Origin of the sequence: Reichenbachiella sp., from assembly GCF_039941815.1 — a bacterium.
GTDB lineage: Bacteria > Bacteroidota > Bacteroidia > Cytophagales > Cyclobacteriaceae > Reichenbachiella.
Genome location: NZ_JBDVDW010000020.1, coordinates 88,247 through 111,129, shown reverse-complemented (window position 1 = coordinate 111,129; position 22,883 = coordinate 88,247). Strand labels below are relative to the sequence as shown.

Here is a 22,883-nt window from a genome sequence, read left to right as displayed (position 1 = left end):
CTATACCGTACGACCAAGCTGGCGAAACTCGCGCCTTAGTCCCTCGACAATATCTTCCTCTTGCACTTGTTGGTGTTCACGCTCTACGGCTTTGATGCAACTAAACCTCAAAATATTGACGATGTTGCCACCCGAAAGCTCGTACTCATCCGCGAGTGGTTTGAAGTCGATATCAGGGTCAATTGGCAGGTTTCCATTAAAGTAGGACTTCCAAAGCAGCAGTCGCTCCTCTTTTTCCGGTAATGGAAAGTAGATCATCGATTGAAATCTTCTGGCAAAGGCCTCGTCAATATTGCCTTTAATATTGGAGGCCAGAATGATCAATCCATCAAAATCCTCTATACGCTGAAGCAAAAAGGCTATTTCCTGATTTGCAAAGCGATCATTGGAAGATGAGGTCTGTACCCTTTTTCCGAAGAGTGCGTCGGCCTCATCAAAGAAGAGAATCCACTTTTTGTGTTCCGCCATATCAAAAATCCTGGAGAGATTTTTTTCAGTTTCGCCGATATATTTTGAAACCACCAGGCTGAGGTCTACGCGATATACCGGCATGCCTGTTGCCTTTCCAAGCAAGGAAGCAGTAAGTGTCTTGCCTGTACCCGGAGGTCCGTAAAACAGACATCTAAATCCTTTTTTTAGTTTTCGGCTGAGCCCCCACTCTTCAAGGAGAAATTTTTCATGTACGACCCAGGATTTCACTTCTTCGATGCGATTGAGCACCTCTTCGTCGAGTACCAGGTCGTCCCATTCCAGCGAAGTGTCGATGATCTTAGCAGGAAACTCAGCGCTCATCTCTGGGGTATATTCCTGGCCGGTTTGCAAATATTCCATGACATGATCGTCAATAAATATCGGTGCTGAGAGAACCGGTTCTCCGGTTGGTGACTTTCCCATTTTCAGGATGCCAGATTTTCGAAGTGCACCGTGATAGGCCAGGGATTCCATGTATCCGATGCGCTGATTCAGGTCTCCTCCTGAGAGCAAAAAAAGGGCAGTTTCTGCTGTTGGAAGAAAGCCTCCGTGCTGATCACCGAAAATGCCACCAAATTCGGAAAACCCTCTATCCAATGCTTTGTTTTTGATACAAAAATTATCCAGAAGCTGGGGTTTCAAATTGGGAATGATGGCTAACGCAAGTATGATTCGCTCAGGTATAGAAAGGTTATTCTCTTCGTGCAATTTTGCAAGATTGCTTGCTGAAGGCAAGACTGGTGGGGAGACGCTTTCAAGCTTGAATATTCCTTTTTCCGGCTGAAAATAGCTTGAAATGCGCTGATTGATCAGATGGGATATCCACTCCAGCTCAAGGGTCAGGGCTTGTGCATGGTTGCTGTTATTACTCAATTTTATTTCGGTCGTTTTATAATGGGTTAGGCAAAAGTGCTACCGACTAATTAGATGGGTCCAAACTTTTGGTACACGCAATAATAAATATTCGAAATACAAGTCGAATTCATCTAGTTAATCATGAATTTAATACTTATTTTTAACAAAAAAGAAAATCAACATGCTGGATTTCCTAACCGCCTGGGATGTGATCATTTCGATTGTAGTTGTCCTTATCATTTTTGCTCTTTTTCGGGGCATACAAATTCTCAAGACCAAAGATGTATACCTCGAGTGGGAGCACCTGATCAAACCAGGACTGGTGGTGACACTGGTGCTATTGCTTATCATCGGTGTACGATATACTGAGCGCATCTGGTACAATCTGGCCTACATCAATGACTACGAGGTACGGACTCTTATGCTGGACTGGCCAGAAGTCAACACGCCAGATACTTCGCAGGCACGAGCACTTTCGCTTTATCTGGAGCAGAGAAAAACATGGCCTGTCTCTCTGATCGGTAACCCGCGTAATACAGATTCTATACCAATTATCATCAACGGCATTAAAGGTGATACGATTGCCTCTTTCATCAGGAAGGACACTGTCTACTGGGATGCAAAAGATGACACACTGATACGAACCACTAAGCATACGCTGAATTTTGATACGCTCAATTTTCTGCTCGCTTCTGTGAATGAACAAAATCAATTACTATCAGATAGCCTCCTACTGTACAAGGATTCATTGTACACCATGAAAATTGATACATGGGTGGTTTCCGATACCCTGCGTGTGCAGTTGCTGGAGGACAAGGGCAGTCCGGCGAATGAATCAGAAAATTGAGGAAGGCAGGGTGATTATCTCCACTCTACGAAAAGCATGCCTTCAAACCAGGGAAGCTTTATACCTGAGATCGTCCAGGGAATAAAATCAAGCAATATATCCATTCCTTTTTTCTCTACCCTCAGGGTCCAATTGCCATCTGTATGAGTAAGCGCCCCCTTTCGCATCAGAAAAGTATTGCGCAACCCTTCGGCAGAGGTATTCCCCAATTTGGACCAGTTGGCGATCATACCATCAAGCATGCTATCAGCCAGATTGCGCTCACTCTCCGTGTGCTCGGCATTCCGCTTGAGTGGTTCGACCAAAGGATAACCACAGAGCAACTTATTGAGTGTCATGTTGTATTCTGGCTGAGTAGATTCTCCACTGGCCACGTATTGAAGTAGGCGTACTGCTTTGGATTGTTCGTATTCGTTTTTGAATGCCCCAGATTCGTCAAGGTATTCCAACTGACCAAACAGGGGTTTGAAAAACGGCCAGGCCAGTATCAACCCTGCATTTTCAATTTTGTAATTTGGATCTACTGGGTTGGTTTGATCGGCTGGCTGAGGGGCCTCCTCTGAAATGTGCTGATCGACGGAAAGAATCTTTTTAACTTCTTCGGCCTTTCTCCTTGTAGGTTCATGCTCCATCTGATCCGTGACAGTCTTGATCTCTTGATATAAGAACCGACTTAGTTCTGTGAATGTAGTCGATTGCTGTCGAGCGAAAAAATCGATGTAGTACCTGACGATCAGCGCCAAATCAATATTTCTGAATTGGTACTCATAGACGATCAGGACTCGGATTTGATCAAATGTGTTCTTATTTTTGAATTGCCATTCGTTTCTCGCATCGGTTAGGAGAAGTATCTTTTCAAACTCACTTGTTTCGCGTTCAAATTGCTGATACTGACTACCCATAATAAGCTGCATCCAGCGATTAATGATATTTTTTGACAATGACTGCTGCAAAAATAGTACCTGGGCTTGCTGATAAATAATGGGTGTAAGCGCCTGGTGAATTTGCCTGTAATTGGCTTCGTAGTGCTTTAAAAAAAGAGACTCCAATCGTGACTGAGCCCAGCCCTTAGGTATTTTTCCAGACTCAAAATACTTAACAAGTGATGTTAATTCATCCGATCTTTGGCCCTTACGAGAGGTCAATATCTCCTCCCATCGACTGAATATTGCCGCCCGCCGATCCTCATCTACATCAAGTAGCTGTAGCGCTTCTATAAGAGGCGTCTTTTGGTCGAGGCTGTGCGACTCTGCATCCATCACCAAAACTTGCTCCCAACCTTTGGCTTGGTCATCACTGACTGTGGAGACATCGAGTTCCTCCATGAGCACACGGATGAGTACGGATGATTTGGTCAGCAGCTTCAAAATCTTGAAACGCACAATTTTGTTGCTATACCTGAGCAAAATTCGCAACTGACTACTACTGAGAGTATGGATCAATGAGGTGCTTTCTTGTTGGCTTTCCAGAATTTTCCGTAAGGAAAACTGCGCTTGAGTTTTGTGGTAATCACGAACTTCTCCGCTGCTGGTCATGTGATCAAGAGCAGCCAATAGCTGCGACCGAGCCTGCCCGTAGGTGAGTGCTTTAGGTTTTCTTGACAATCCTGGTTCTTCTGTGGACGACGCTTCACTGTAATATGCCTCGAGCGAAAGCTTTATTATCAGATATCTACAGAAGAGTGAGTACGGATCAGACAAGCCGTCCAAATCATATTTTCTGACTTCGTTTGATTGTAGCTTGCTCTTGAGTCCGGATAGGAACTCAAAGACATACACACGGAAGGCTCCGGGCTTGACAGACTGCCTACTGTGTTTTTTGACCTGGGCACTGATAATTTTGACTTCCGGATTGCTTAACCCCACTTTTTCTGCTAACAAAAGTTTGATGAGCTGTAGAAACACTTGGTTGTCATACACCTGAATCTGAAGTGCAATTTCGTTCTTGTGCGCTTGAATAAAATTTAGAACCTGATCCTTATCGGGTGAATCTAAAAGTACATTGACCAGCAAGTCGAAAGGTCTGAGTCCGTCTGACCTACTCATGTCCGGATGTAGCTGCCCGTGTGTCAGATAATAAAACAATAGCACGAGTTCATCCTGCTCTTCGAATACCGCCCCTTCCTCCTGCTTTGGTTCTGGAATCAAGCCTTCTTTGATCTGACGAATCAATTCCATCATACCAAAGAGTATGGGTTCTTTGGAAGATTCAAGCGTGTAAATTAGAAAATTGAGCACTTCAGTGTAGGCCAAATTGTAGTGTCTGCTCAACCGAACAATTTGCTGGGTAAAAAACTCCCGCTTATTGAAGGCGGTGCCCATATCTATAGTCAAATAGCTGACAATCAAGAAATTTAACGTTCTTTTCAAGTTGTCCTCCGCGGTAGTAAGGCGACTGGTACTCCGATTGCCTTTGACAACTGCTTTTTTATATCTGATCACGTAGCGAGACAAGTGTGGAATCAATACCGTGATAAGCTCGTCGACGCGTTCATCTTGCAGGACATCCACGATAAATTCCACCTGATCAGTTGTTCGTACCTGCGATTCGAAAGACTGTTTCATCTCACCCGTATATTGGGTAATCCATTCTTTCCATGCAGATTGGAGTCTATCATTTTTTGCCGTATGCCAGGTGGATTTATCAAACAAAATCTCCCAGGTGACGACGGGTCGCTGATCAGCAGATTCATCTGGTGAATGGTGGGCTTCTTGAGTCAGATCTTTGAGCAATACGGGTAGGGTGTCGTGATATCTGTAGGAGGCTTCTTGTGTTGAAAGCAATTCATCAAAAAGCTTTAAGAGTTGCAAGTAGCTGATTCGATGCTCGGCTGCAATGCCCATCAGCTGACGGCGAATAAACATCTTCCTGTTAAACAAGGAGTCGTGGTTGCGAATCAGGTCATGCAGTATCAGTACTTTCAGACTGATCTCCCATTCCGACCTGGCTACTTTCACAAGCTGTGTGTGTTCTGTGATTTGAACTGCTGCTTTGGTAAAACTAAGGATGAAATCGCTGTCCGATGGTCGCAGCTTCAGAATCAATTCCTTGTAGTTCTGCTGCGAAGCCAGCGAAACCATTCTGATGCTTACCTGCCGCTGCAATTGGGTTCGTTTCAAAAATTTCAGCAAAGCAGGCCACTTATTTTTTAGCATTTCTACCAGATCCGCTTGCGGGTCGTAGTCCTCTCCTTTCGCCCAATGTCTTGTGCCTCGCTCCAGAAATAGAATCAGGGCATTCAGATCGTTTTGCCAATGGTGATCCGGGCTGCTGGCAGGCAATAGCTCTACCATGGCATCGGAAAAGGCTTCCAGAATTCTTGGTATGAGGTGTGCATCTAGTGCATACTTAGGAATATGACCAAGATCCAATACCAGCTGCTCCTTTCTGATGGCAAGATGCTCGGCATCTTCAGCCAGAGAGGCGTCTAGTGCCGGGCTGAGTTGATGACGACAGATGGAGAATATTTTATCTTGGATTTCCTTGGCATCGAAGGTGTTTTCGGCCTGAATATCAAATTTGACTCTATCGATCAAATGACTACTCATGAGGGAGCCTGTGAAAAACTATTGTTTTTGATAAAATGCACCATACTTTCCCGGTGGTATTCATCATCCGGCATGCCGGCCCAAACGCTATACACTTTCTCGAACTCTCTAAACTTAATCAGATCCAGCCATAGCACATTGACAGCCACATGCGCCGGAGCTATTTTTTTGACTGTGTCCTCAGCAAGGTGTCGATATCCAGAATCCTCAAATTTCTTTCCCCAGCTGGGAAATACCAGCGTAGCACGAAAACCATAAAAATCACGCTGATCCTCATCAGCTATGGGCTCCTGCTTGCTGGCTGCTGTGGGCCTCAACTTGATATGGTCAAGAAAAATGAATCTTTGTTTCTGGTATTCGCTACATATCTGAGTCAGCTTTGTGGATACAATCAAGGCTTCTTCCGAATCGTTGCACACTCCAATGATATGCCATTCGGTCTGACCGCCAGACTGTGTTTTGATGAGCAAATAATTCTGCTGGTACTGATTGGATTGATAGATAAAGTAATTCTGGATGTTAGTACCGACTTTACTCCGCACGATTTTTTCTCCTATCAGATAGTTTTTCACCAAGCCTTCCGATGGCTGCTTTGTCGTACTGGACTCTAGTCCTTCTACGGGCTGCAGCCGTCCCTCTTCAAGTAATTTCTGAATATTTTTGACTTTACCCGGTGCTACTTTGTCCCACTTGTGGTCGGGTACCAGACTGATTCTGCGGTGTTCGTCCTGATGGATAGAAAAGATCGATTGTCCGTCACTTTTTAGTACCGTGTTAAACTCCAGACCTAGGAGTACGGCGAGCTTCAATTCAAAACCACTAACGTCTTCGAGTTTACTACTGGTGCTCATGGTAGGAGCTTTTGCCGAATTGGCATTGAAGTAACGAAGTGTTTCCAACATACGCACCTTATTTTCAAGTCCGATATGCTCTTTTTCCGTTTTACCCACTCTACGACCTACTCGACCGAGGGTGTGTTGAGAAAATTTTTCTCCGTACAAGCTGAGCATATAATCAAGCAGTCGACCTTTCCTCTCAATATGTGGATGGATCGTATTGATCTTCTGAAGCATGTTGTCCATGACGGCGCCAAGTTGCTCTTTCTTGTCCAACCCCTCCTCCTGTTCGTATTGAAACAGGTCTTCAATATTTTTAATTTCGGACTGTAGTAGATCCCCGGGATAATAGCTGGTGTGCAGGTGTTTTCGATCTATCGAATACAGGTCTTTCAGATGTGCCATCTGATTTTGGAAATCAGCAATAAGTTGTTCGAAGAGTATCAGGTACCCTTTGAGTTGCATGGCCACGGCTTGCCTTTTATTGGAATCATGATTGGACAGTCCATATTGGTTGATGGCGTAAATGGCCGGAAATTGGTTCTGAATGGAGTAATAATTGGACCAATCCCGGTATTCACCTTTCGGTAATAGTGCCGTATGATGAGAGGTGGAAGCTGAAGAATATACTCGCGTATGCAGGGCCTGTCTTCGACGAAGCGTCTTGATCATACTATCATATTCAATGTTCAGGTATTTCTTACTGTTGTTTTTTCTCAGCTTCACCGTAAGAATCTTGTACTCTTCATCAGAAGACATCCTTATGAGTTGAGGGTTGGTATCAGAGGATTCATTGACTTCTTTGAGAAACTTGAATCTTGGCAGAGCCGTGCTGTCGATCTGTGCCACCTCCAGCACTTCTCCTGCATCTATTTCGTTTCCATCTCCTATTTTGTATTTAATGTTGAGTCTTTCGATTTGTCTGACTCCTTCTATTTTGGAAATGATTGAGACGATTTTGGCTTTAGTAATCCTGATCGGTTTTTTTTCATTTAGCACTTCAGGTTTAATAAATCCATGAGCTAATTTTGGCCCTTCAAAAATCTGATCATAAGTATACCCCTCTTCTAAAAGGTCTTCCAAGGAACTCATCGTCAGAATGGGATTGAAATACTGGTCTATCTGAAAAATGATTTCTGCCAGAATATCTTCAAGGTTGCTTGCATTTTTAACCACCAACTCAGCACATAGAAATACATTCAATTTGCCCAGCACCACCAGATTTTCTTTACTAAAATCTTCACCGATATTTCGTATAGATGGCCAGATGCTTTCTACCAGATCCAACTGTTCTTGCTGATATTCCTCAAGTTTGGTGGCCCCTGAGGCCTGAAAGGCGTAGTATTTGGCTGGATTGAGGTAGAGATAGATTTTGTATAGTCCCGGGATGCGTTGATTTTCATTTTCCGGAAGGGTTTCAATCCAAACATTGCTAACATCAGGGACTCGGTCAAAGATGACCTTTCTGAAGTCGTCTATGGTTACCGGGTGTGTTGTCAGTATTTCGTCGGCTTCATAGAGTGCCAGCTTTTCTGTCTCCAACTTGCCGTTTGGCCCCACCAGGTAATCTACCGTATCGAATCCCATCTTGTAGCATAGATCGGTAATCGCAAATACCAGCTGCTCCAAAATAGTAACTCCCGGATCGTGCTCATTGTAGTCTGTCCAGTGATCTGCGGAGTAGCCCTGTATTTTAGTGATTCCCTCCTGATACAGTTGTCTGATGTTCAGGTGAAATGGGGAAATATTATCCTTATCTATAAATTTTGGTTCACTCATAGTCAAGCGTTAGAAATGATTTCATCTGTCCAGGTCCTTTTGATGCGGTAGTGGATTCGGATTCCTCCTTTGAAATCACTTCGTGAGCGAATCATTAGCTGAGCATGCGTATCATCTCTATCCCATTTGAGATCTATTTTATTGCGGCTAGAGCCTGCATACGAATGTAGCGTCTGAATCGTACTTCTATCTGGAAATAGAAAACTCAACAGACCCCTATTGATTGGAATGAGTGTGGCAGTGGATTTGATCATCGAATAGTTTTTGCTTCGTGCACTGTCTCCTCCAGCTCTAGCCACTATGTCATACATCTGACAGCCCTTGAGTTTGGTAAGGATTGGGTGCCATTTGCCGTCAGCTGGAACATGATCACCCTGATTGATACTCGGATAGCTGCCGATAGATTCTGGTATAAACACCCGTCCTCCCAGGTGCAACAGAGTCGAATTGATCTTCACCTCTCCTTTTTGAGAGATCTCAAGAATGGACTCTCTCTTTTCATTTTGAAGGATGAGGATATCATGCGTACCGCCTTTCTCTTTGGATAGTACAAAACGCCAAACACTATCACCACGAGTATCTCCCACACTTTTGAAAAACTCTATGAGCACTTCTTTTTCCTCTTTCTCTTGTTCATTGAGATAGAGCCTCAGCGGGCCTCCCATTTGCAAAAGCAAAGATTGAAAATCGTCATCCTGAAGATTGAGAACGGAATCTATTAGTTGCTTGAAGTGCGCAGCTGTGGGCAGTGATCCGTTGGTAAAATTATTCTTTAGGTCCTGTCTTCCTTTGCGTTCCATTATTTATTCTTTTCATCTCTAATTACAAAATCCTCATTCAGATAAAGGTCTTCATATCCGGCATGGTCAGGCGGAGTTTCTTTTATTATATCCAGGTTGTTGAGCTGATGTAGGCGGGCAGTCGTGATGATAGACCAGGGATATCTACCTCTGGTTTCATTGTCTTTTTCCAGGTTTATTCCTGTATCTCGTAGTGCATAAGGGCCCTGTTCCTTTTTTTTCTTTTTCTGTACATGGGCATAATCTACCTTGACGGATGACACCTTCGTTACAAAATCTACATAGGGTCTGGATTGAATAAAGGACTGGATGTCAGCGATAGGAAAGCTGCGTTGAAAAAGTGGTTCTGCCTTTTCATCAATTGTCCATGGGGCTATATATGCCTTCAACTCATCGTTCAATTTTTTCAGGTAGTAGCCAGCAGATTTACCCGAAAGGAACTTTACATCAGCAAACACTCTCATGTGCTCATATTCCGGATTGATCACATCTACATGTACAAAGGGTGAAGTCCTGGAATTGATCAACTGGCGAACTTTGCGCAGGGTTTTGACACTTGTAGATGGTGTAATAAGATTAGCAGACATATAATCTGATATGACGGGTACCAGCACGATTAAGACTTTGCCTGTAGCCGGAGCATTAGTTTGCCAATCGTAAGAGTCTATGCAGAGCACTTTGCTGATATCAGGAAATGCTTCCAGAATTATTCTTTCGTAGTCATATGGGTTCACACATCGATTTTTGTGCCTTAGCCGTTCGCTCACCCGTAGGTAAAAATGGCTTCTTTCCTCCTCCGATCGGCCACCGTATGAAGCTCTTGGCTGATTAATTGATTTGATAGCTGGCAAATCCTTGACTGCTGAGGAGATCGTGTCTGGAGAAATTTTGTAATTAACTACATTGGCCTCCTCACTTGCGGAATATTTGGCCACTACGGCATGCGTCGAAATATCGATTACTTCTCCCATGATGCCTGTATTATTTCTTGAGCTGACCATAATCCAAAACAGCTCAGGATCAAGAATCGCACTTGGTTTTGCTGGTCCCAGCTTTCCAACATCCAGCTTGACAATCCCAGCGTGAAGGAAATTATCTGTGGTATCGAGAGATACATTTTCCGGTCGAAGTGCGAGCCAATTGTTGCCATGCAATACACGCCAATCTAAAACGCCCTTGCCTTCTGGATCAGGGTCTTGTACCGAGTCTGTTTCTTTGAGATTGAAAAACAACGTCAAAGAACCTGGCGCAGAAAAATCCTTAATACCGATGAGCAAAGCTCCTTCACAATCGAATGTGGGGATCAGTCGAATGCCGTCTGCCCCAGCAGGATCTGCTACAATTCCATCAAATGGCAATAGGTGAAAAAAGGAATGGTTCTTATTTTTTTTGAGCCCGGAATTGGTGTCAAAATTCATTTCAAATTCAGTATCATATTCAACTGAAATCTTATCCATTTTGGGAGTATAGGGCTGATTAGGCATCTGCATTTCTATCTTTTTCTTCAAAAGATTAGAAATTATTCCTGTTGCGGATCTAGCATTTTCCATGGCCATTTTGGAGAGCAGATTGGGATACTGCTGGTGTCCAAATGAATGGACTGGCGCTGACAGTTGCACCTTGAGAAATCCCCGCTGCGACACGCCAGTATACTCCAGCTCCTCCGGGTGCCAACTATATTTGAATGACGGCGACAGCCTGGAAATATCCAGATCGAATCGAACATTGCTTGTCAATCGGTCCTGATCGCCAAAAAGCCTTATCTCCTCCCTTCGATTTTCCTTTGGACTCCATTGTCCGTTGTCAAGGTTTGAAACCTTAGCTTTGAATGACTGATTGTTTACCTTTTGATCATACAATTGATAGTGAGATTCAAAGCCTCCTACTTCAGTCGGAAGATCCATCCATTCAATATTGAGCGCCAGCTTTGAGAATTGTTTTCTGAAAATTTCTTTGTTTCCAATGAGTAAGTAAGAATAATTATTAGGTGTAGGGCCAAATGGTAGAAACGGCCCATCAGCATTGACTGGGCCGATCTGATTGTACAGTACGAGGTCCCTAACGTTTTTTACTTTGATCGCACAATGCATTCTATTGATTTGGAGCAGCTTGATGAAGTCGTAACCGTATAGGGTGGCATCCGCATTTAAAGTGAATCTCAATGCCGGATCTGAATATCTTGAATCAGGCATAGTTTCCATTGCTGGAAAAGACTGTTTTAGCACCAAAATAATTTTTAGCGTATTATTAGAATGGCTGACATCTACTGGCTCTACATCAATCCATCCTTCTGTGGATGTGTAGTCTATACGCAGTACATTCTTAAGGGCTTTTCTATATTTTCTTTTTCTGAGTTCTGGGTCCTCCTCGTCAATTATTCTATTGACTATTTGCTTAAAGCTTAATTTTGATGGTATACTGTATTTTTCGCTCAGCCCTTTGACCCACTCATGCACTGTAAGTGATGAGCCCTCTTCTTCTTGCTCAGTTTCCAGATACCGTTGCATGGGTCTATCAGCAATATCTTCCTGCTCTGGGCTAAGAATTTTTGAAATAAATTCTTCACTCACTGAATGTGTTGAGTGGCCATTGGAGACCTGCCATGCTTGATCAAAAAACTCCTTTACTGTAGGGTTTTTGTTTTCCATTTTCTCAAGCAGGTCTGCCAGTTTCATATCACCAGGGCTCTGCTCACCAATGGTATATTTTGGTTTGAGCGTTTTGAGGGACGTTCTGGTTAGACTTTCAAACTGGATTGTAATGGTTCTATCTCCCTCTCTCAACATAAGCTCTGGTGAGCTTATCGCAAAACCGATCTTTGGATGATATTGATGAGATCCATAACTCTGTTTTTTGATATTCAATATTGACCACGGGCTGTCATCATCCTTTTTTTTGTAGTCTGCTACTCGAATATAGTTGACATGAGAGCGATTGTTCAGTGTCAATATGATGGAAAGAAATATACCTTTTAATGATGCAATCTTACTCTTCTCTACCAGCAGTGGCTCTGTGGTTTTATAAACGAGGTCATTCCCGTTTTCATCCTGACCGGCCAGAAATGCCGTGCGCTCCGGGATGTAGCAATCTTTGAAGCCATCTTCCAGCTCAAACTGCAGGGTGACCAGATCTGGCTTCGCCAGCCTGGGCCGAAGGTGGAGCTGTTCGCCATAGTAGTAGTCCAAATGGCGCTGGTGGAAGGTATTGATACTTTTTTGAGCGTACTCCAAAAGTTCGAGGAACGCGAAAATCAATCCGTGATGTGGTAGATGAGATTGATGCCGCTTCGATAGGCTAAGAAATTTCTCATACTTGGAATTAAGAAAAAAGGCCGTTTTGATCAACTGTTTAAAAAAGTAATCCAGTTTTTTTAATGCTCCTGATTTCTTATCCTCAGGCAATCCATTGTATTCTTCCAAGAAACTGGAAAGATTAAACGACTGTTGCTCCTGCGTTTTTTTCAATTCTTTCAAAGCTGCATTCCACTCTTTGAGTATGGGGTAATGAACTGCTTCTGATGGTATTTTTTTTAGTACGCTGTACCAATTACTAAGGATTGAAAATAGTTCTTTGGTTACCTTCAGTGAATCTGCAGCAGCTTCTTGACGAATATCAGCCGTATTTTGTTTATTGGACGCATCAGCCAAATATTGATAATATTGATTCTCAATACCACCAATATCTAATAATCGAAGCTTGGCAAGCACAACAATTTCATCTATATCGATGAGCGATTTCCAGGTTTGTTCTGTTTGGTTCTCTTGGTTGAAATAGGAAATTTGAGCGGCATATTCGGAGACATACTTGACCAGTACTTCAAAATGACGTTCATCGACATCAAAGTTCTTTTCTGTCAAAGGCTGTTTTCGCCTTGTGTTTTGGGTCGTCCCCTCGTTCCATATGTAGTGCCCGTTGCTCATTTATCCGAATCGCAGGTCTGTTCCTTCCAGGAAGTAGAAAGGATAAACCATGTTGCTTCTCTTGTTTACATTTTTAATGTTGTAGTCTATCTTGATATTCAGTCTACCATCGAGCTGCTGATCCAAATCCACTTTGATCTCGATGAGATTTATTCTTGGTTCATAATAGAGTATTGCCATACTCACCAGGTCGATAACCTGCTGCCTGATGGAAGTATCTATCTCCTCAAACACGAGTTCGTTGATCCCGCATCCAAAATCCGGATTAATGACCCTTTCTCCTTTTCTTGTAGACAGTATGATGAATAGACTTTGTCGGATGTCTTCTTCATCACTTACCATACTGGCTGTTTTTGTACCGCTATCGAATGCTGGAGGAAAGCTCCATCCTCTACCTAAAAATGATTTTTCTTCATTGCTCATGTTATCCTCCTATCATGACTGTTGGCTGACCCAATACTACTGTGCCTCCGTGTGCGGTGGTATCTCCCAATCGAATGGCTGGCGTACCTCCGATCATGACGGTAGCTGAGCCTTTGATGATACTATCCGGTGGCCCTACACAGGTACAACTATCACCGAATTTGGCGGCAGGCATTCCTCCAATGAGCACTGTCGGCACTCCTGGACCTATAATCGGCCCACCCACATGCGGGATGGGCGGAACGGCCGGTGTTTGCATGGGACACACATGATTATCTGTTATTCTCGCTGCTGGAGGCATATTTTCTTAGTTTATCATTACAATTCCACCTTTTACTGTCACCTGTCCTGAAGCCGATACTTCAGCGGTTGCATTTCCTTTTGCTGTGAAAGAAGTCTTGGCAGTATTTTCAATCTGCGCTCCTCCCACCGTTACATTGGCTTTGGCATTTAGCGTTAGATTTCCGCCTGCGTCCAGCTCTATGTTTCCTTTTGCTTTTATAGACATATTGGAGGCACTATCTAGAGTGATTCCAGAGTCATCAAGCGACAACTTGTTACTATTTTGATCTTCAATAATGACCCCTTTGTCCTTGTCGCTGATCGTAATTTGATTCCCCCCAGGGGTCTTGATCAGTATGATCTTGTCCTCTTCGGCAAACGAAAGCTCCATTTTACTTTTGGTAATGATCGCTTTCTTATCATTCTTTTCTTCCGGAGTCTCCGGAGACTTGTTTTTCTTGCTATATACTGAGCCAAGTATCACCGGATACCTGGGGTCGTCATTCAAAAATCCCAGAATCACTTCGTCATTGACTTCGGGGAAGAAAAAGCTTCCGCATCCATTAGACGCATAGAATGTAGTGAGCCTGGCCCATACCGCATCTTTGTCTTGCTGTAGTATAGGTATTTTGGTGAGTACTCTAAATCCTCCCTTTGGATCTTCCTGAATTTGCTTAACCGTACCAATCTGCAATCCGGAAACACCTGGCAACAGACCTCCCGCTTTCGGCTGAGACACATCTGTATTCTCTTCATGATGCCAGGCAGGTGAGAGTCCAAAGTCTGCTTCGGTATTCCATTGGCCGTCTTCGACCGTATGTGTGACCGAGGAAACAAATACGTTTCCATTGAATCGCTCTCCAACGCCCTCCAGTCCCAACATCACGCCGGGTTTTACTTTGGAGTTGCCTTGAAATTTGACACTACCCTGAGTAGTAGCCAATTTGGATCTGGTATCCATGGCTACGGCCCAGCTTTTGAGATCATTGGCATCCATGATACCTGAAGACTGGACAGCATATTCTTTGAGTCCTACGACATCAGATAGTTTGTCTGCAGTTAGATTACCAGTGTTTTTTACTGCAGACTTTCCTGTGCCATTCACCACCTTTTGAGTGGCACTATCCCATGCATATCCTTTGGCGCTTTTGATTTGGCTCACGGCATCTATCTCTGCGCTGAACTCCAATATACTGCCCCCATAACCTACAGAAAGGACCACTTCTGGTGAAGTATCCGGGACTTTGACAGACACCTTGCCATCGTCTACCAAGACAATAAGGCCATTACTATCGGCACGAGTCATCAAGAAGTCCCAATCTGTCGAATCATATTGGATCATAGAAGCGTGTTGATAGGTGGTGGCATCGACATCGGCTGTCAGGCCTGCACCGCTAATGATTGCGGAGATGATGTCACTATCTTTTTTGTCAAGAAAATATAGATTCTTTCGGCCTACCGTGAGCTTTACTGCTTTATCACGACATTCGAGTTGCAGTTCAGAAGCCGAGTCGCTCGCTGAAATCCCATGTTTCACAATGATGCCTTTGTAGATCGTTTCTTCGACAGAATGATAGCCTGCTTTTATTTCGATTTCGGCGCCAGGCAGAAAATCTGCCTTGTTGCTGACTGCAAAATCGCTTTCGGCTGCACTACCATCTAGTAGGGTAATATAGGCCGTAGAGATTTTGTTGACTGTTTTCTCAGTCTTAATAGACATCACTTCATAGCTCTCGTCTATTTTGGTTCCTTCAAGTAATATGGTGAAGGTGGTTAAATCAGTATTTGAGTCCACAGGGCATGACATATTTATTTCTTAATTGGGGGAAAGAAGACCTTGGTCCCCGGCTCGATATTTCTAAAATTCATAATCTTGTTTTGACGGGCCACTTCCAGATACATCTGAGGGTCTTTGTAGATTTTGTGACACATCATGACAAGGCTATCCCCGGCGATAAAGGTGTGAACATGAGAAAGGTCGGGTGACGAATTTGAGCTTTCCTTGCAGACAGTCTCAGGGTCAGTAAATTCTTTAAAATCTCCGCTGACTTTGGCTCTTAATGGTGTGCCATCTTCCTTGAATAGAGTATAGTCTACCGTAAATTGTTGTAGCCTGCATTTGAATATCAGGCTTCCCCAGCTGATCATCAGATAATTTGAGCTGTGAATCTCACCATTGTAATCAAAGGCGACTTCTTTGAAATCTTTGAGCCACTGATCTACCGTTTTGACATCGCCGCCCATCGGGTCTGGTATAGCACCGGTACCATCGAAGATAAATTCCAGCTTGATGGATTCAGGAAGTGATTTGCTATAGGCTGCTCCTCCTCCACTGGTACCCATGGCTTGCTGCTCGTTGTACTCAATAGCAAACGTTCGGGAGTATTTTTCCGGATTGATCATGACTTTAAAGGGCTCTCCAAATTTCTGAGAGAACTTAGGATCCTCATAAGCCTGTATGGTCATTTTTTCCAGCTTGCCCATTAGCGTTTGTTTTTCTGTTTTAGTTGCTTAATCACCTTTTTCACGCACTCGTTTACTAGTTTGGATTTGTCTCGCTCAGACATCTTTCCTTTTTCTGCGCGGTGCTCTTCGGTTACCGAAACTTTTACTACCAATTCTCTGATTTCTAATGCCATTACTATAATCCGGTTGGTGCGGGTTGATAATATTGATAAGTGAATTCCATCGTCTCTACCGCTATTTTGTTTTCCATCGCCTGCAGATCCGAAACCTGAACTTTCACTGGGTATGCGTTGATGAACAGCCATACCATCGATGGTATTCCTTTTTCATTGAGCAAAGAAATCGAGATGTTCTTCGGCTCTATAGCTGTGCTTAGATTTGAACCCATGGTTTTCATACACCAAGCTGTGAAGCCTGAAGCAGAAGTAACCAAACCTCGCTTTAGAACGAGGTTTTGGTACTTTGTTCTTGTGGGTAGCGAATGAGTGAATCTATTCTCCCCGCCCTCGGTTACCGACTCAGTTTCCATTTCGACGGATAGTCCTGAAACCTCCTGAAAGCTATTGTCTACACTGCTCAAAAGTGAGAGTGCCATGCTTGCTGCATCAGCCAAATCCACCCGGAAGTAAAATCCTACCGGGGGATAGTAGCGTTGTCCAAGAATACTTTTCATACAAAATTAAGGTTTCAAACTACCCTTGTCATTTTGTGTGATGCCTTCATGTACGATTTCGATGGTTTCGATGGCTACCTCATTGGCATCACCTTTCATATCGGTGACCGTGATTTTGGTCGGCCATGCGTTGGCCAGTACCCAAGTCATCAATGGAGCACCGGCTTCATCGAGTAGCTTGATCGTAATCGTCGTACGAACAATGGTATTCATCTTGATCTTGCCATACCACTCCCAAAAAGCATTGTCGTCTTTGAACATACCCTTTTTCATGGTGACGTTGCTGGACTTCACCATGCCCGGCATCTTGGCGGTAGAAAACCGAGGATCGTTGCCGGCTCGATATTCAATAATCTGTGATTCGAGGTCCATTCCGGATACTTCCTGAAATGGGACTTCGCCTATACCACTGTCTGAGCCCATGTCTACACTGAAGTAAAACTTCGGTATGGGCCACATATTTTCTCTAGGGCTTTGAGCTTCTCCTGCCATAGTTATATTAATTTAAATTCGTTAAATACTTATTTTGAAAAATGAAATTTGAATTGCGAGGATTAAGATTCCGGCATTTTTTGCTGGAACGTAATCACAATAAACTCAGCTGGTCTCACGACAGCGACTCTTACTGTAATCCTCATATAACCATCAAGAATATCATTGGCAGTCATGGTAGTACCCAAGCCAACCTGAACATCGTAGGCATCTCCTGGTGTCGAACCAAAGAGTCCTCCTGCCTTCCATACATTGTTTAGGAAGTTGGATATCATCCCTTGTACCAGCACCCAGGTGTTAGCATCATTGGGCTCAAAAACATAGGCTCTTGCCGCAGCTTTGATAGACTGCTCCAGAAATATCATGGTACGTCGTACGTTGACATATCTCCAGTCCTGGCTATTGCCATCGAGGGTACGTGCACCCCACACGATTACTCCTTGTCCGGGAAACGAACGAATGGCGTTTACCGCCTTGCCATTTAGTGGCATATTGAGTTCGTCATTTAGATCATTGCTGATCGTATAGTTTGGTGCAATTACTGAATTCAAACTAACATTAGCAGGAGCTTTCCAAACTCCACGGCTATTATCAACAGCTGTATACACACCTGCCATTGCTGCAGATGCAGGTAGCAAATTGAGTTTTTTCACAGCTTCTTTCACAACTATACTCTTGTACACAGAGCTCATCCCTCTTAGATTAGCTTCTACGGCCAGAAACAAGGACTCTTCAACGTTTTTGGCATCGCCATCGGTCCCATCTGGGTTCTCAGGTATGATTGTATAGTAACCTTCCTTATCAGGGGTAGGTACAGTTTTTAGAATGCGTTCAATGGCCGCATTATGGCTTTGAACTTCTTCTAGAATTTTAGCTTCCTTAGCTTTCTGCTTGTCATTAGCATCCGGATCAGGTGTTGGCTCCGCCACCAGAAGCAAAGGTTTGAGTGTATCTATGTCAAAATTCAGGAAGGTGATTTCTCGATCAGAAACTACATTGGTGTCTAACCATGGAAAGTAAGAAGCTCCCCACTGTAGGTAGTTTGAACCCACTCCGCCTCTAAAAGCCTTAATCAAATCTCTATCAACAAATACCTGATCTGAGTTGGCTCCCGGGACATCCATCAGTGTTACTCTGTTTTGCTCTGCCTGACAGTGATCCAGACATGCAGTATAGACTGAAAAGCAGTCGCTTGCATCAGCAAATGATGGGGCGTCTGGTACCAGTACCATGGTTGGTTCTGGTTCGTCTTTGAGCAGATCAATCGCAGCTACAATATCGTCTTTGACCAACTCTGCAGTATCAGTACTGCCAAGTGAGACGATCCAGCAATTGCCTCCACCATTTTGATAGAATATTCTGACCGAATTATATAGTCTGAAAATACCTTCACTCCAGGTGATTTTGTATTCTTTACGATCGGCTCCTAAACCCAAAGGAAAGGTTTCCCTTTCTTTCTTTGCGGCCTCAGCGTCAAGCGTATCAATGGTGAACTTGTAGTTGGGCGCTCCGCCAAAAATTTGCTCAAATTCGACCAATGAGGTGATTCGTATAGGTTTCCCAAAAACAGACTTTCCTTGTCGTTCGGCTTTTTTGGTATATCCAATAAAAGCAGGAACTGCAGTCGCTACTGCAACGACGGAGTTTGGAAAGGCGTTTTTTTCTTCAATATAGACGCCGGGCGTCTTGTAAGATACAGCCATAGTGTAAAATTTATAAGTTTAGATATTGATTAAAATTTCGTTTAAATATTGGCTTCCATCCTGGTTGAAAATCTTGAAATTGTTGGTGGTACCCAGCGACATATACTGACGTATTGGCTTTTTGGTACCGTTGAGTAGCTGGAAATTGAAGGCTGGTTTTTCTGTTAGTTTCACAGATTGATCAGACGTAAATATCATTTCGTCATCAATAGGTTTTCCTTCAAAACTTATGTTGTCATCTGCATCGATTACCCGAAGCTTGTTAAGATCGTGTTGATCTGATTTGACACGATAGGAAAGCATCACAGATCTGCTTTTAAAATTCAATTGATGTTCCTGTGGCCAATCTGAATGATCGAGCTTTAGTTCGACTACAGCAAACAGGCCCTTTACAAGTTTGGGCTGAAAATAAAAGGTTCCAACGGAAGAATCGGAAGACGTATAAACACCTTCGCTCATTGCATCCAATGATCGGCCAAATCCTGGCTCGTCTGGCTGGATTAGGAAGTCAGTCAGCACATCTTTCCCATTGCCATCGACTAACTGGTGGTCTGGATATTCAACATAGAGCTGCGCAAGTGATCTTCTGATAGGCAAAAGTTCAATGGAATCCATTAAGTCCTTTTGATCCGGGCTGCTTTTAAAACATAGCACCTGCCGGTCATCTGATTGCTGAATATCCGTATAGTTGACCAGGCTTGAATCTCTAAGCAATAGTTGGATGCCAAATGACAATTCCTCTCTATTTTCAGAAAGAAAAGCCAAAGCGTTTTTATGCCCAAGAAAGTGAATAGTATTACCAATTTGACGGTATTGAATCTTGAGTTTTTTCAGAAGATCATTGGTATCTGAGGTGAATTGAATATCGAATAGCTCAGGACTGGAAATATTCCAGTACTCGTGTGTAATATCCAATTGGCTTATGATTTTAAATTCTTCCATCTCAGCTAGCTATTGTTAGATTCATGAGAAGAAACTCTTGGCACATAGGCTTTAACCTGACTAGAATCAAAGATGACCGTTCGTACACGATAAAAAATGCTCGGTACATATTTTCCTCCTAACATACCCCACATGTGGCTCAAATCCTGGTAGGGCAAGTCAATAATGGATAGGCTGATTTTTTGAACTTCTGCGGCCAATGACGGGTGAGTCGAATGATCAAAATAGTTGTTGGCCTGAAAATACAGGACTGCATCTGAGATCAGCTTGAGCGACTCTTCATATTTGCTACAGCGAGCAGAAACCAGTAAATCTATATTAAAAGAAAGTGGTGAATTGGCTCTCCCAAATTCTGAGTTTTTACCGTTGATTTTGGGTACGTGATTTTTGAGTGTGGCCTCTTGCGCCAACTGAGCGAGAGACAATACCAACTTGTCTGATGCATCAGCAGCAGCTGAGCTATCGTCATTGTTGACGGCGGACAAGACAGCCTTATCTTCTCCCCATCGTTGTGTGGTTCTGAAATGTGAATTGAGTTGACTTCGTAAAAAGTCGAAAGTCTGAAATAATATCAACTATTCAAAAATTAGGTTAGTATGGTCAATTAATAAGACAATCAGTAGATAAGAGAATAAGAAGATTACTTACATTGTTAAGTAGTGATTCCCATCCAAAAATCAATTAATCAGCTTATTATGTAAGCTAATACGAGAGTTTTCTATGCGCAATAGGCAAATCACCTAAATCACTTATAAGAATTTTGCCTATATGACCTTCTGGTTATCAACTGTAAAAAATTGTTATAAAAAGGGAGGGAAACGAAAAGAAGCACGTACCTGCTCACTTTGAGTTAGTTACGTGCTTCTTCGAGCATTGACAAGCTCAAATATGCTCACCATCTTATTTTTACACTTGAATTAATTATATTCATTTCGGCTAACGGCGTGATGCAGAATTGCCTAAGCAGATAGTATGGAGAATGTAGAAATCATTCTTCGCTAAGTGGAGCAATTTGCTTTTCTATACTCTCTTTGTTTCCGCAATTATCACAACGATAATGCTTAAGCAATTGACCAGTGTTGGTCCTTGTAGGTTTTTTAATCACCTCTTCTTTTATCTCATGTAAGGTTCTGAATCTACATTCATCACACATTAAACTGGTATGATGGATATCATATTTTTCAATCTTCTTTTTACCTGTCTCTTCATCAATCCATACATCGTAGTCGTATGCAAAAATTTCCTCATGTGCTATTTGTTCCTCCGTAAGGTGCAAATCCTCTTCGTCTTCATTTAGAAGTTTCATTTTATTGCCATTCCATGGGGCATACATTTTTTTGAATCTAATTTTCGCCAGGTGCTTGGCCAATATATAAGGGTAGTAGATTCGAATAATGACTCTGGTAATGTACCAAAACATGACGCCTACAATGAGCGAGCCGGCAGACTGCACCACGAGTTCAAAATTGTTTACTGTTTTGTATTGACCAATTAAAATACTATTGAGATAGAGTGCCAAGCTAATTGAAGCAAAAATCATCACATTCAGAAAAGCGGGGATTTCATGAGTACTTACATACTCGTATACTTTGGTACGGTTTCGGCCGATCAGCAGTCCAATGACATAAAAGAGAAAGATGGAAAAAGAAATAAATAAGAAGAGCAAGGCCCATACTTCGGCTCCCTCCTGCCATTGAATAATAAATTCTGAATATTTGTTCTTCATGATCGTAGTGTTTGGTGTCTTTATAAAGTAACCGATCAATAAGAAATAAAACGTTGACCAAGATTAGGTCAAATTATGATTAATATCAGAATATATATACCGTGTTGCAAGCTAGCTCAGTTTCTTTACCTTCTGCTGCTCGGTGGATGCATCGATCATTTTGGCATAACTGATTTTTTCTCCTGTAGCAATGGATTCATAGTAAAAATGAAATCCATCTAAAGTCAGGGTGCATTCGCCAAGCTCATATCTTAGCACCTCTACTCTGTCTCCCTCTACGAGAAGCTGCCCATCTATATCGAGTAATTGTGGTGCTTTCTTCTCCTTTTTCTTTCTTTTGAATAGTCCAAACATCAATGCAAATCCTTTCTTGTGGCGTGCAAATTATTTAATTCTTCCACAAAAATGAATGTATATTATCTAATTTTAGCGTTAAAAATAAAGGCTTTAAAACACGAGAAAAATGAAATACTTCCAACTGCTGGCTTTGATTCTTATTTTAGGATCATGTAATAATCTCCCGTCTGCGCAAAAACAAGAAGCAGAGACCAAAACTGATCAAACCAAACAAGTCTCAGATAGCACACCCAACGAGGCACTAAAATTCAAAAGCAAGGGCATTCAGACTATCTATAATGCGTACGAAAAACTGCGAGATGCATTGGTTGCGACAGATTATGAGACAGCCAAAAAATTTGCTACAGACCTGAGTGAAGCTTTAAAAAAGGATGAAGAAAACATGCAACAGGCCAGCATGGTCGAAGGTATCATCAGTGCCGGAGAAATAGAAGCTGCACGAGTTGCCTTTTCGGCCTTAAACGATTCAATGGAGAGCATTTTTGAAGGATCGTTGGAATCAGGTGAAATCAATAAATGCTACTGTCCGATGGCACTCGACAATACTGGCGCCTCATGGTTTAGTACCTCCAAGGAAATTAAAAACCCATACTTCGGAGACAAAATGTTGAAATGTGGCACCATCAAGAAAACAATAAAATAGGACAGCGAACTGGTTGCAGCTTCTAGCCGACAGTTCGGTTTCATTAGCAATGGTCCGAAGCACTGAGGACAAGATAAATCTCCTAATGTAAGCGTGTATTGTTTGGCTTAACATTATTTC

The 22,883-nt window shown here is 42.8% G+C and carries 19 protein-coding genes; 2 read left to right on the top strand and 17 right to left on the bottom strand.

Features of this window, described 5'->3' with window-relative positions; translation table 11 throughout:
- A complete protein-coding gene (locus ABJF11_RS03275; protein ID WP_348118033.1) occupies positions 1 to 1,344 on the bottom strand; it encodes an ATP-binding protein in 1,344 nt (447 codons plus the stop codon).
- A gap of 163 nt (positions 1,345 to 1,507) precedes the next feature.
- On the opposite strand from ABJF11_RS03275, the gene ABJF11_RS03270 reads away from it, so the two are divergent.
- On the top strand, positions 1,508 to 2,173 hold the full coding sequence (locus ABJF11_RS03270) for a hypothetical protein (RefSeq protein WP_348118031.1): 666 nt from the start codon (positions 1,508 to 1,510) through the stop codon (positions 2,171 to 2,173).
- A 14-nt stretch (positions 2,174 to 2,187) separates the two neighbouring features.
- Here the strand turns inward: ABJF11_RS03270 and ABJF11_RS03265 are convergent, their stop codons facing one another.
- The 16 genes from ABJF11_RS03265 to ABJF11_RS03190 form a co-directional block, all read right to left on the bottom strand.
- Positions 2,188 to 5,721 carry a contractile injection system tape measure protein gene (locus ABJF11_RS03265; RefSeq protein ID WP_348118030.1) on the bottom strand — a complete coding sequence of 1,178 codons (3,534 nt, stop codon included), beginning with the start codon at positions 5,719 to 5,721 and terminating at the stop codon, positions 2,188 to 2,190.
- Positions 5,718 to 8,336, bottom strand: a complete 2,619-nt coding sequence (locus ABJF11_RS03260) for a hypothetical protein (protein ID WP_348118029.1) — start codon at positions 8,334 to 8,336, stop codon at positions 5,718 to 5,720. The genes ABJF11_RS03265 and ABJF11_RS03260 overlap by 4 nt, the downstream gene beginning before the upstream one ends.
- A gap of 2 nt (positions 8,337 to 8,338) precedes the next feature.
- Positions 8,339 to 9,136, bottom strand: coding sequence for a hypothetical protein (locus ABJF11_RS03255; protein ID WP_348118028.1), 798 nt, complete (start codon positions 9,134 to 9,136; stop codon positions 8,339 to 8,341).
- Complete coding sequence (locus ABJF11_RS03250) at positions 9,136 to 13,056, bottom strand: baseplate J/gp47 family protein (protein WP_348118027.1); 3,921 nt, start codon at positions 13,054 to 13,056, stop codon at positions 9,136 to 9,138. The genes ABJF11_RS03255 and ABJF11_RS03250 overlap by 1 nt, the downstream gene beginning before the upstream one ends.
- Positions 13,057 to 13,479, bottom strand: a complete 423-nt coding sequence (locus tag ABJF11_RS03245; RefSeq protein ID WP_348118026.1) for a GPW/gp25 family protein — start codon at positions 13,477 to 13,479, stop codon at positions 13,057 to 13,059.
- A gap of 1 nt (position 13,480) precedes the next feature.
- Entirely contained in the window at positions 13,481 to 13,780 is a 300-nt protein-coding gene (locus tag ABJF11_RS03240) for a PAAR domain-containing protein (RefSeq protein WP_348118025.1), read from the bottom strand.
- Positions 13,781 to 13,786: 6 nt separating this feature from the next.
- The gene (vgrG, locus tag ABJF11_RS03235; protein ID WP_348118023.1) at positions 13,787 to 15,556 is read right to left on the bottom strand and encodes a type VI secretion system tip protein VgrG; all 1,770 of its coding nucleotides are present in this window, start codon (positions 15,554 to 15,556) and stop codon (positions 13,787 to 13,789) included.
- Positions 15,557 to 15,570: 14 nt separating this feature from the next.
- Positions 15,571 to 16,245: a LysM peptidoglycan-binding domain-containing protein gene (locus tag ABJF11_RS03230; RefSeq protein WP_348118022.1), complete on the bottom strand. Its 675-nt coding sequence runs from the start codon at positions 16,243 to 16,245 to the stop codon at positions 15,571 to 15,573.
- Positions 16,245 to 16,400 (bottom strand): DUF5908 family protein, encoded by a 156-nt coding sequence (locus ABJF11_RS03225; protein ID WP_348118021.1) that lies wholly within the window; start codon positions 16,398 to 16,400, stop codon positions 16,245 to 16,247. The genes ABJF11_RS03230 and ABJF11_RS03225 overlap by 1 nt, the downstream gene beginning before the upstream one ends.
- Positions 16,401 to 16,402: 2 nt before the next feature.
- A complete protein-coding gene (locus ABJF11_RS03220; RefSeq protein WP_348118020.1) occupies positions 16,403 to 16,900 on the bottom strand; it encodes a phage tail protein in 498 nt (165 codons plus the stop codon).
- A gap of 6 nt (positions 16,901 to 16,906) precedes the next feature.
- Positions 16,907 to 17,392: a phage tail protein gene (locus tag ABJF11_RS03215; protein WP_348118019.1), complete on the bottom strand. Its 486-nt coding sequence runs from the start codon at positions 17,390 to 17,392 to the stop codon at positions 16,907 to 16,909.
- A 62-nt stretch (positions 17,393 to 17,454) separates the two neighbouring features.
- Positions 17,455 to 19,095, bottom strand: a complete 1,641-nt coding sequence (locus ABJF11_RS03210; RefSeq protein ID WP_348118018.1) for a phage tail sheath C-terminal domain-containing protein — start codon at positions 19,093 to 19,095, stop codon at positions 17,455 to 17,457.
- Positions 19,096 to 19,113: 18 nt separating this feature from the next.
- Positions 19,114 to 20,037, bottom strand: a complete 924-nt coding sequence (locus tag ABJF11_RS03205; RefSeq protein ID WP_348118017.1) for a hypothetical protein — start codon at positions 20,035 to 20,037, stop codon at positions 19,114 to 19,116.
- Positions 20,038 to 20,042: 5 nt separating this feature from the next.
- A complete protein-coding gene (locus ABJF11_RS03200; RefSeq protein ID WP_348118015.1) occupies positions 20,043 to 20,612 on the bottom strand; it encodes a DUF4255 domain-containing protein in 570 nt (189 codons plus the stop codon).
- Between the two features lie 413 nt (positions 20,613 to 21,025).
- Positions 21,026 to 21,763 (bottom strand): hypothetical protein, encoded by a 738-nt coding sequence (locus ABJF11_RS03195; RefSeq protein WP_348118014.1) that lies wholly within the window; start codon positions 21,761 to 21,763, stop codon positions 21,026 to 21,028.
- A 111-nt stretch (positions 21,764 to 21,874) separates the two neighbouring features.
- Complete coding sequence (locus tag ABJF11_RS03190; RefSeq protein WP_348118013.1) at positions 21,875 to 22,117, bottom strand: hypothetical protein; 243 nt, start codon at positions 22,115 to 22,117, stop codon at positions 21,875 to 21,877.
- A 109-nt stretch (positions 22,118 to 22,226) separates the two neighbouring features.
- Between ABJF11_RS03190 and ABJF11_RS03185 the strand changes: the two genes are divergently transcribed.
- Positions 22,227 to 22,763, top strand: coding sequence for a DUF3347 domain-containing protein (locus ABJF11_RS03185; RefSeq protein ID WP_348118012.1), 537 nt, complete (start codon positions 22,227 to 22,229; stop codon positions 22,761 to 22,763).
- Positions 22,764 to 22,883 lie beyond the last annotated feature (120 nt).

Bases quoted from the DNA above. Each gene is read 5' to 3' on its own strand.
- ABJF11_RS03265 (WP_348118030.1), bottom strand. From the start codon at position 5,721: ATGAGTAGTCATTTGATCGATAGAGTCAAATTTGATATTCAGGCCGAA.
- ABJF11_RS03215 (WP_348118019.1), bottom strand. From the start codon at position 17,392: ATGGCAGGAGAAGCTCAAAGCCCTAGAGAAAATATGTGGCCCATACCG.
- ABJF11_RS03260 (WP_348118029.1), bottom strand. From the start codon at position 8,336: ATGAGTGAACCAAAATTTATAGATAAGGATAATATTTCCCCATTTCAC.
- ABJF11_RS03270 (WP_348118031.1), top strand. From the start codon at position 1,508: ATGCTGGATTTCCTAACCGCCTGGGATGTGATCATTTCGATTGTAGTT.
- ABJF11_RS03190 (WP_348118013.1), bottom strand. From the start codon at position 22,117: ATGTTTGGACTATTCAAAAGAAAGAAAAAGGAGAAGAAAGCACCACAA.
- ABJF11_RS03245 (WP_348118026.1), bottom strand. From the start codon at position 13,479: ATGAGCAATGAAGAAAAATCATTTTTAGGTAGAGGATGGAGCTTTCCT.
- ABJF11_RS03230 (WP_348118022.1), bottom strand. From the start codon at position 16,245: ATGGGCAAGCTGGAAAAAATGACCATACAGGCTTATGAGGATCCTAAG.
- ABJF11_RS03205 (WP_348118017.1), bottom strand. From the start codon at position 20,037: ATGGAAGAATTTAAAATCATAAGCCAATTGGATATTACACACGAGTAC.
- ABJF11_RS03250 (WP_348118027.1), bottom strand. From the start codon at position 13,056: ATGAGCAACGGGCACTACATATGGAACGAGGGGACGACCCAAAACACA.
- ABJF11_RS03185 (WP_348118012.1), top strand. From the start codon at position 22,227: ATGAAATACTTCCAACTGCTGGCTTTGATTCTTATTTTAGGATCATGT.
- ABJF11_RS03255 (WP_348118028.1), bottom strand. From the start codon at position 9,136: ATGGAACGCAAAGGAAGACAGGACCTAAAGAATAATTTTACCAACGGA.
- ABJF11_RS03220 (WP_348118020.1), bottom strand. From the start codon at position 16,900: ATGAAAAGTATTCTTGGACAACGCTACTATCCCCCGGTAGGATTTTAC.
- ABJF11_RS03195 (WP_348118014.1), bottom strand. From the start codon at position 21,763: ATGAAGAACAAATATTCAGAATTTATTATTCAATGGCAGGAGGGAGCC.
- ABJF11_RS03210 (WP_348118018.1), bottom strand. From the start codon at position 19,095: ATGGCTGTATCTTACAAGACGCCCGGCGTCTATATTGAAGAAAAAAAC.
- ABJF11_RS03225 (WP_348118021.1), bottom strand. From the start codon at position 16,400: ATGGCATTAGAAATCAGAGAATTGGTAGTAAAAGTTTCGGTAACCGAA.
- ABJF11_RS03240 (WP_348118025.1), bottom strand. From the start codon at position 13,780: ATGCCTCCAGCAGCGAGAATAACAGATAATCATGTGTGTCCCATGCAA.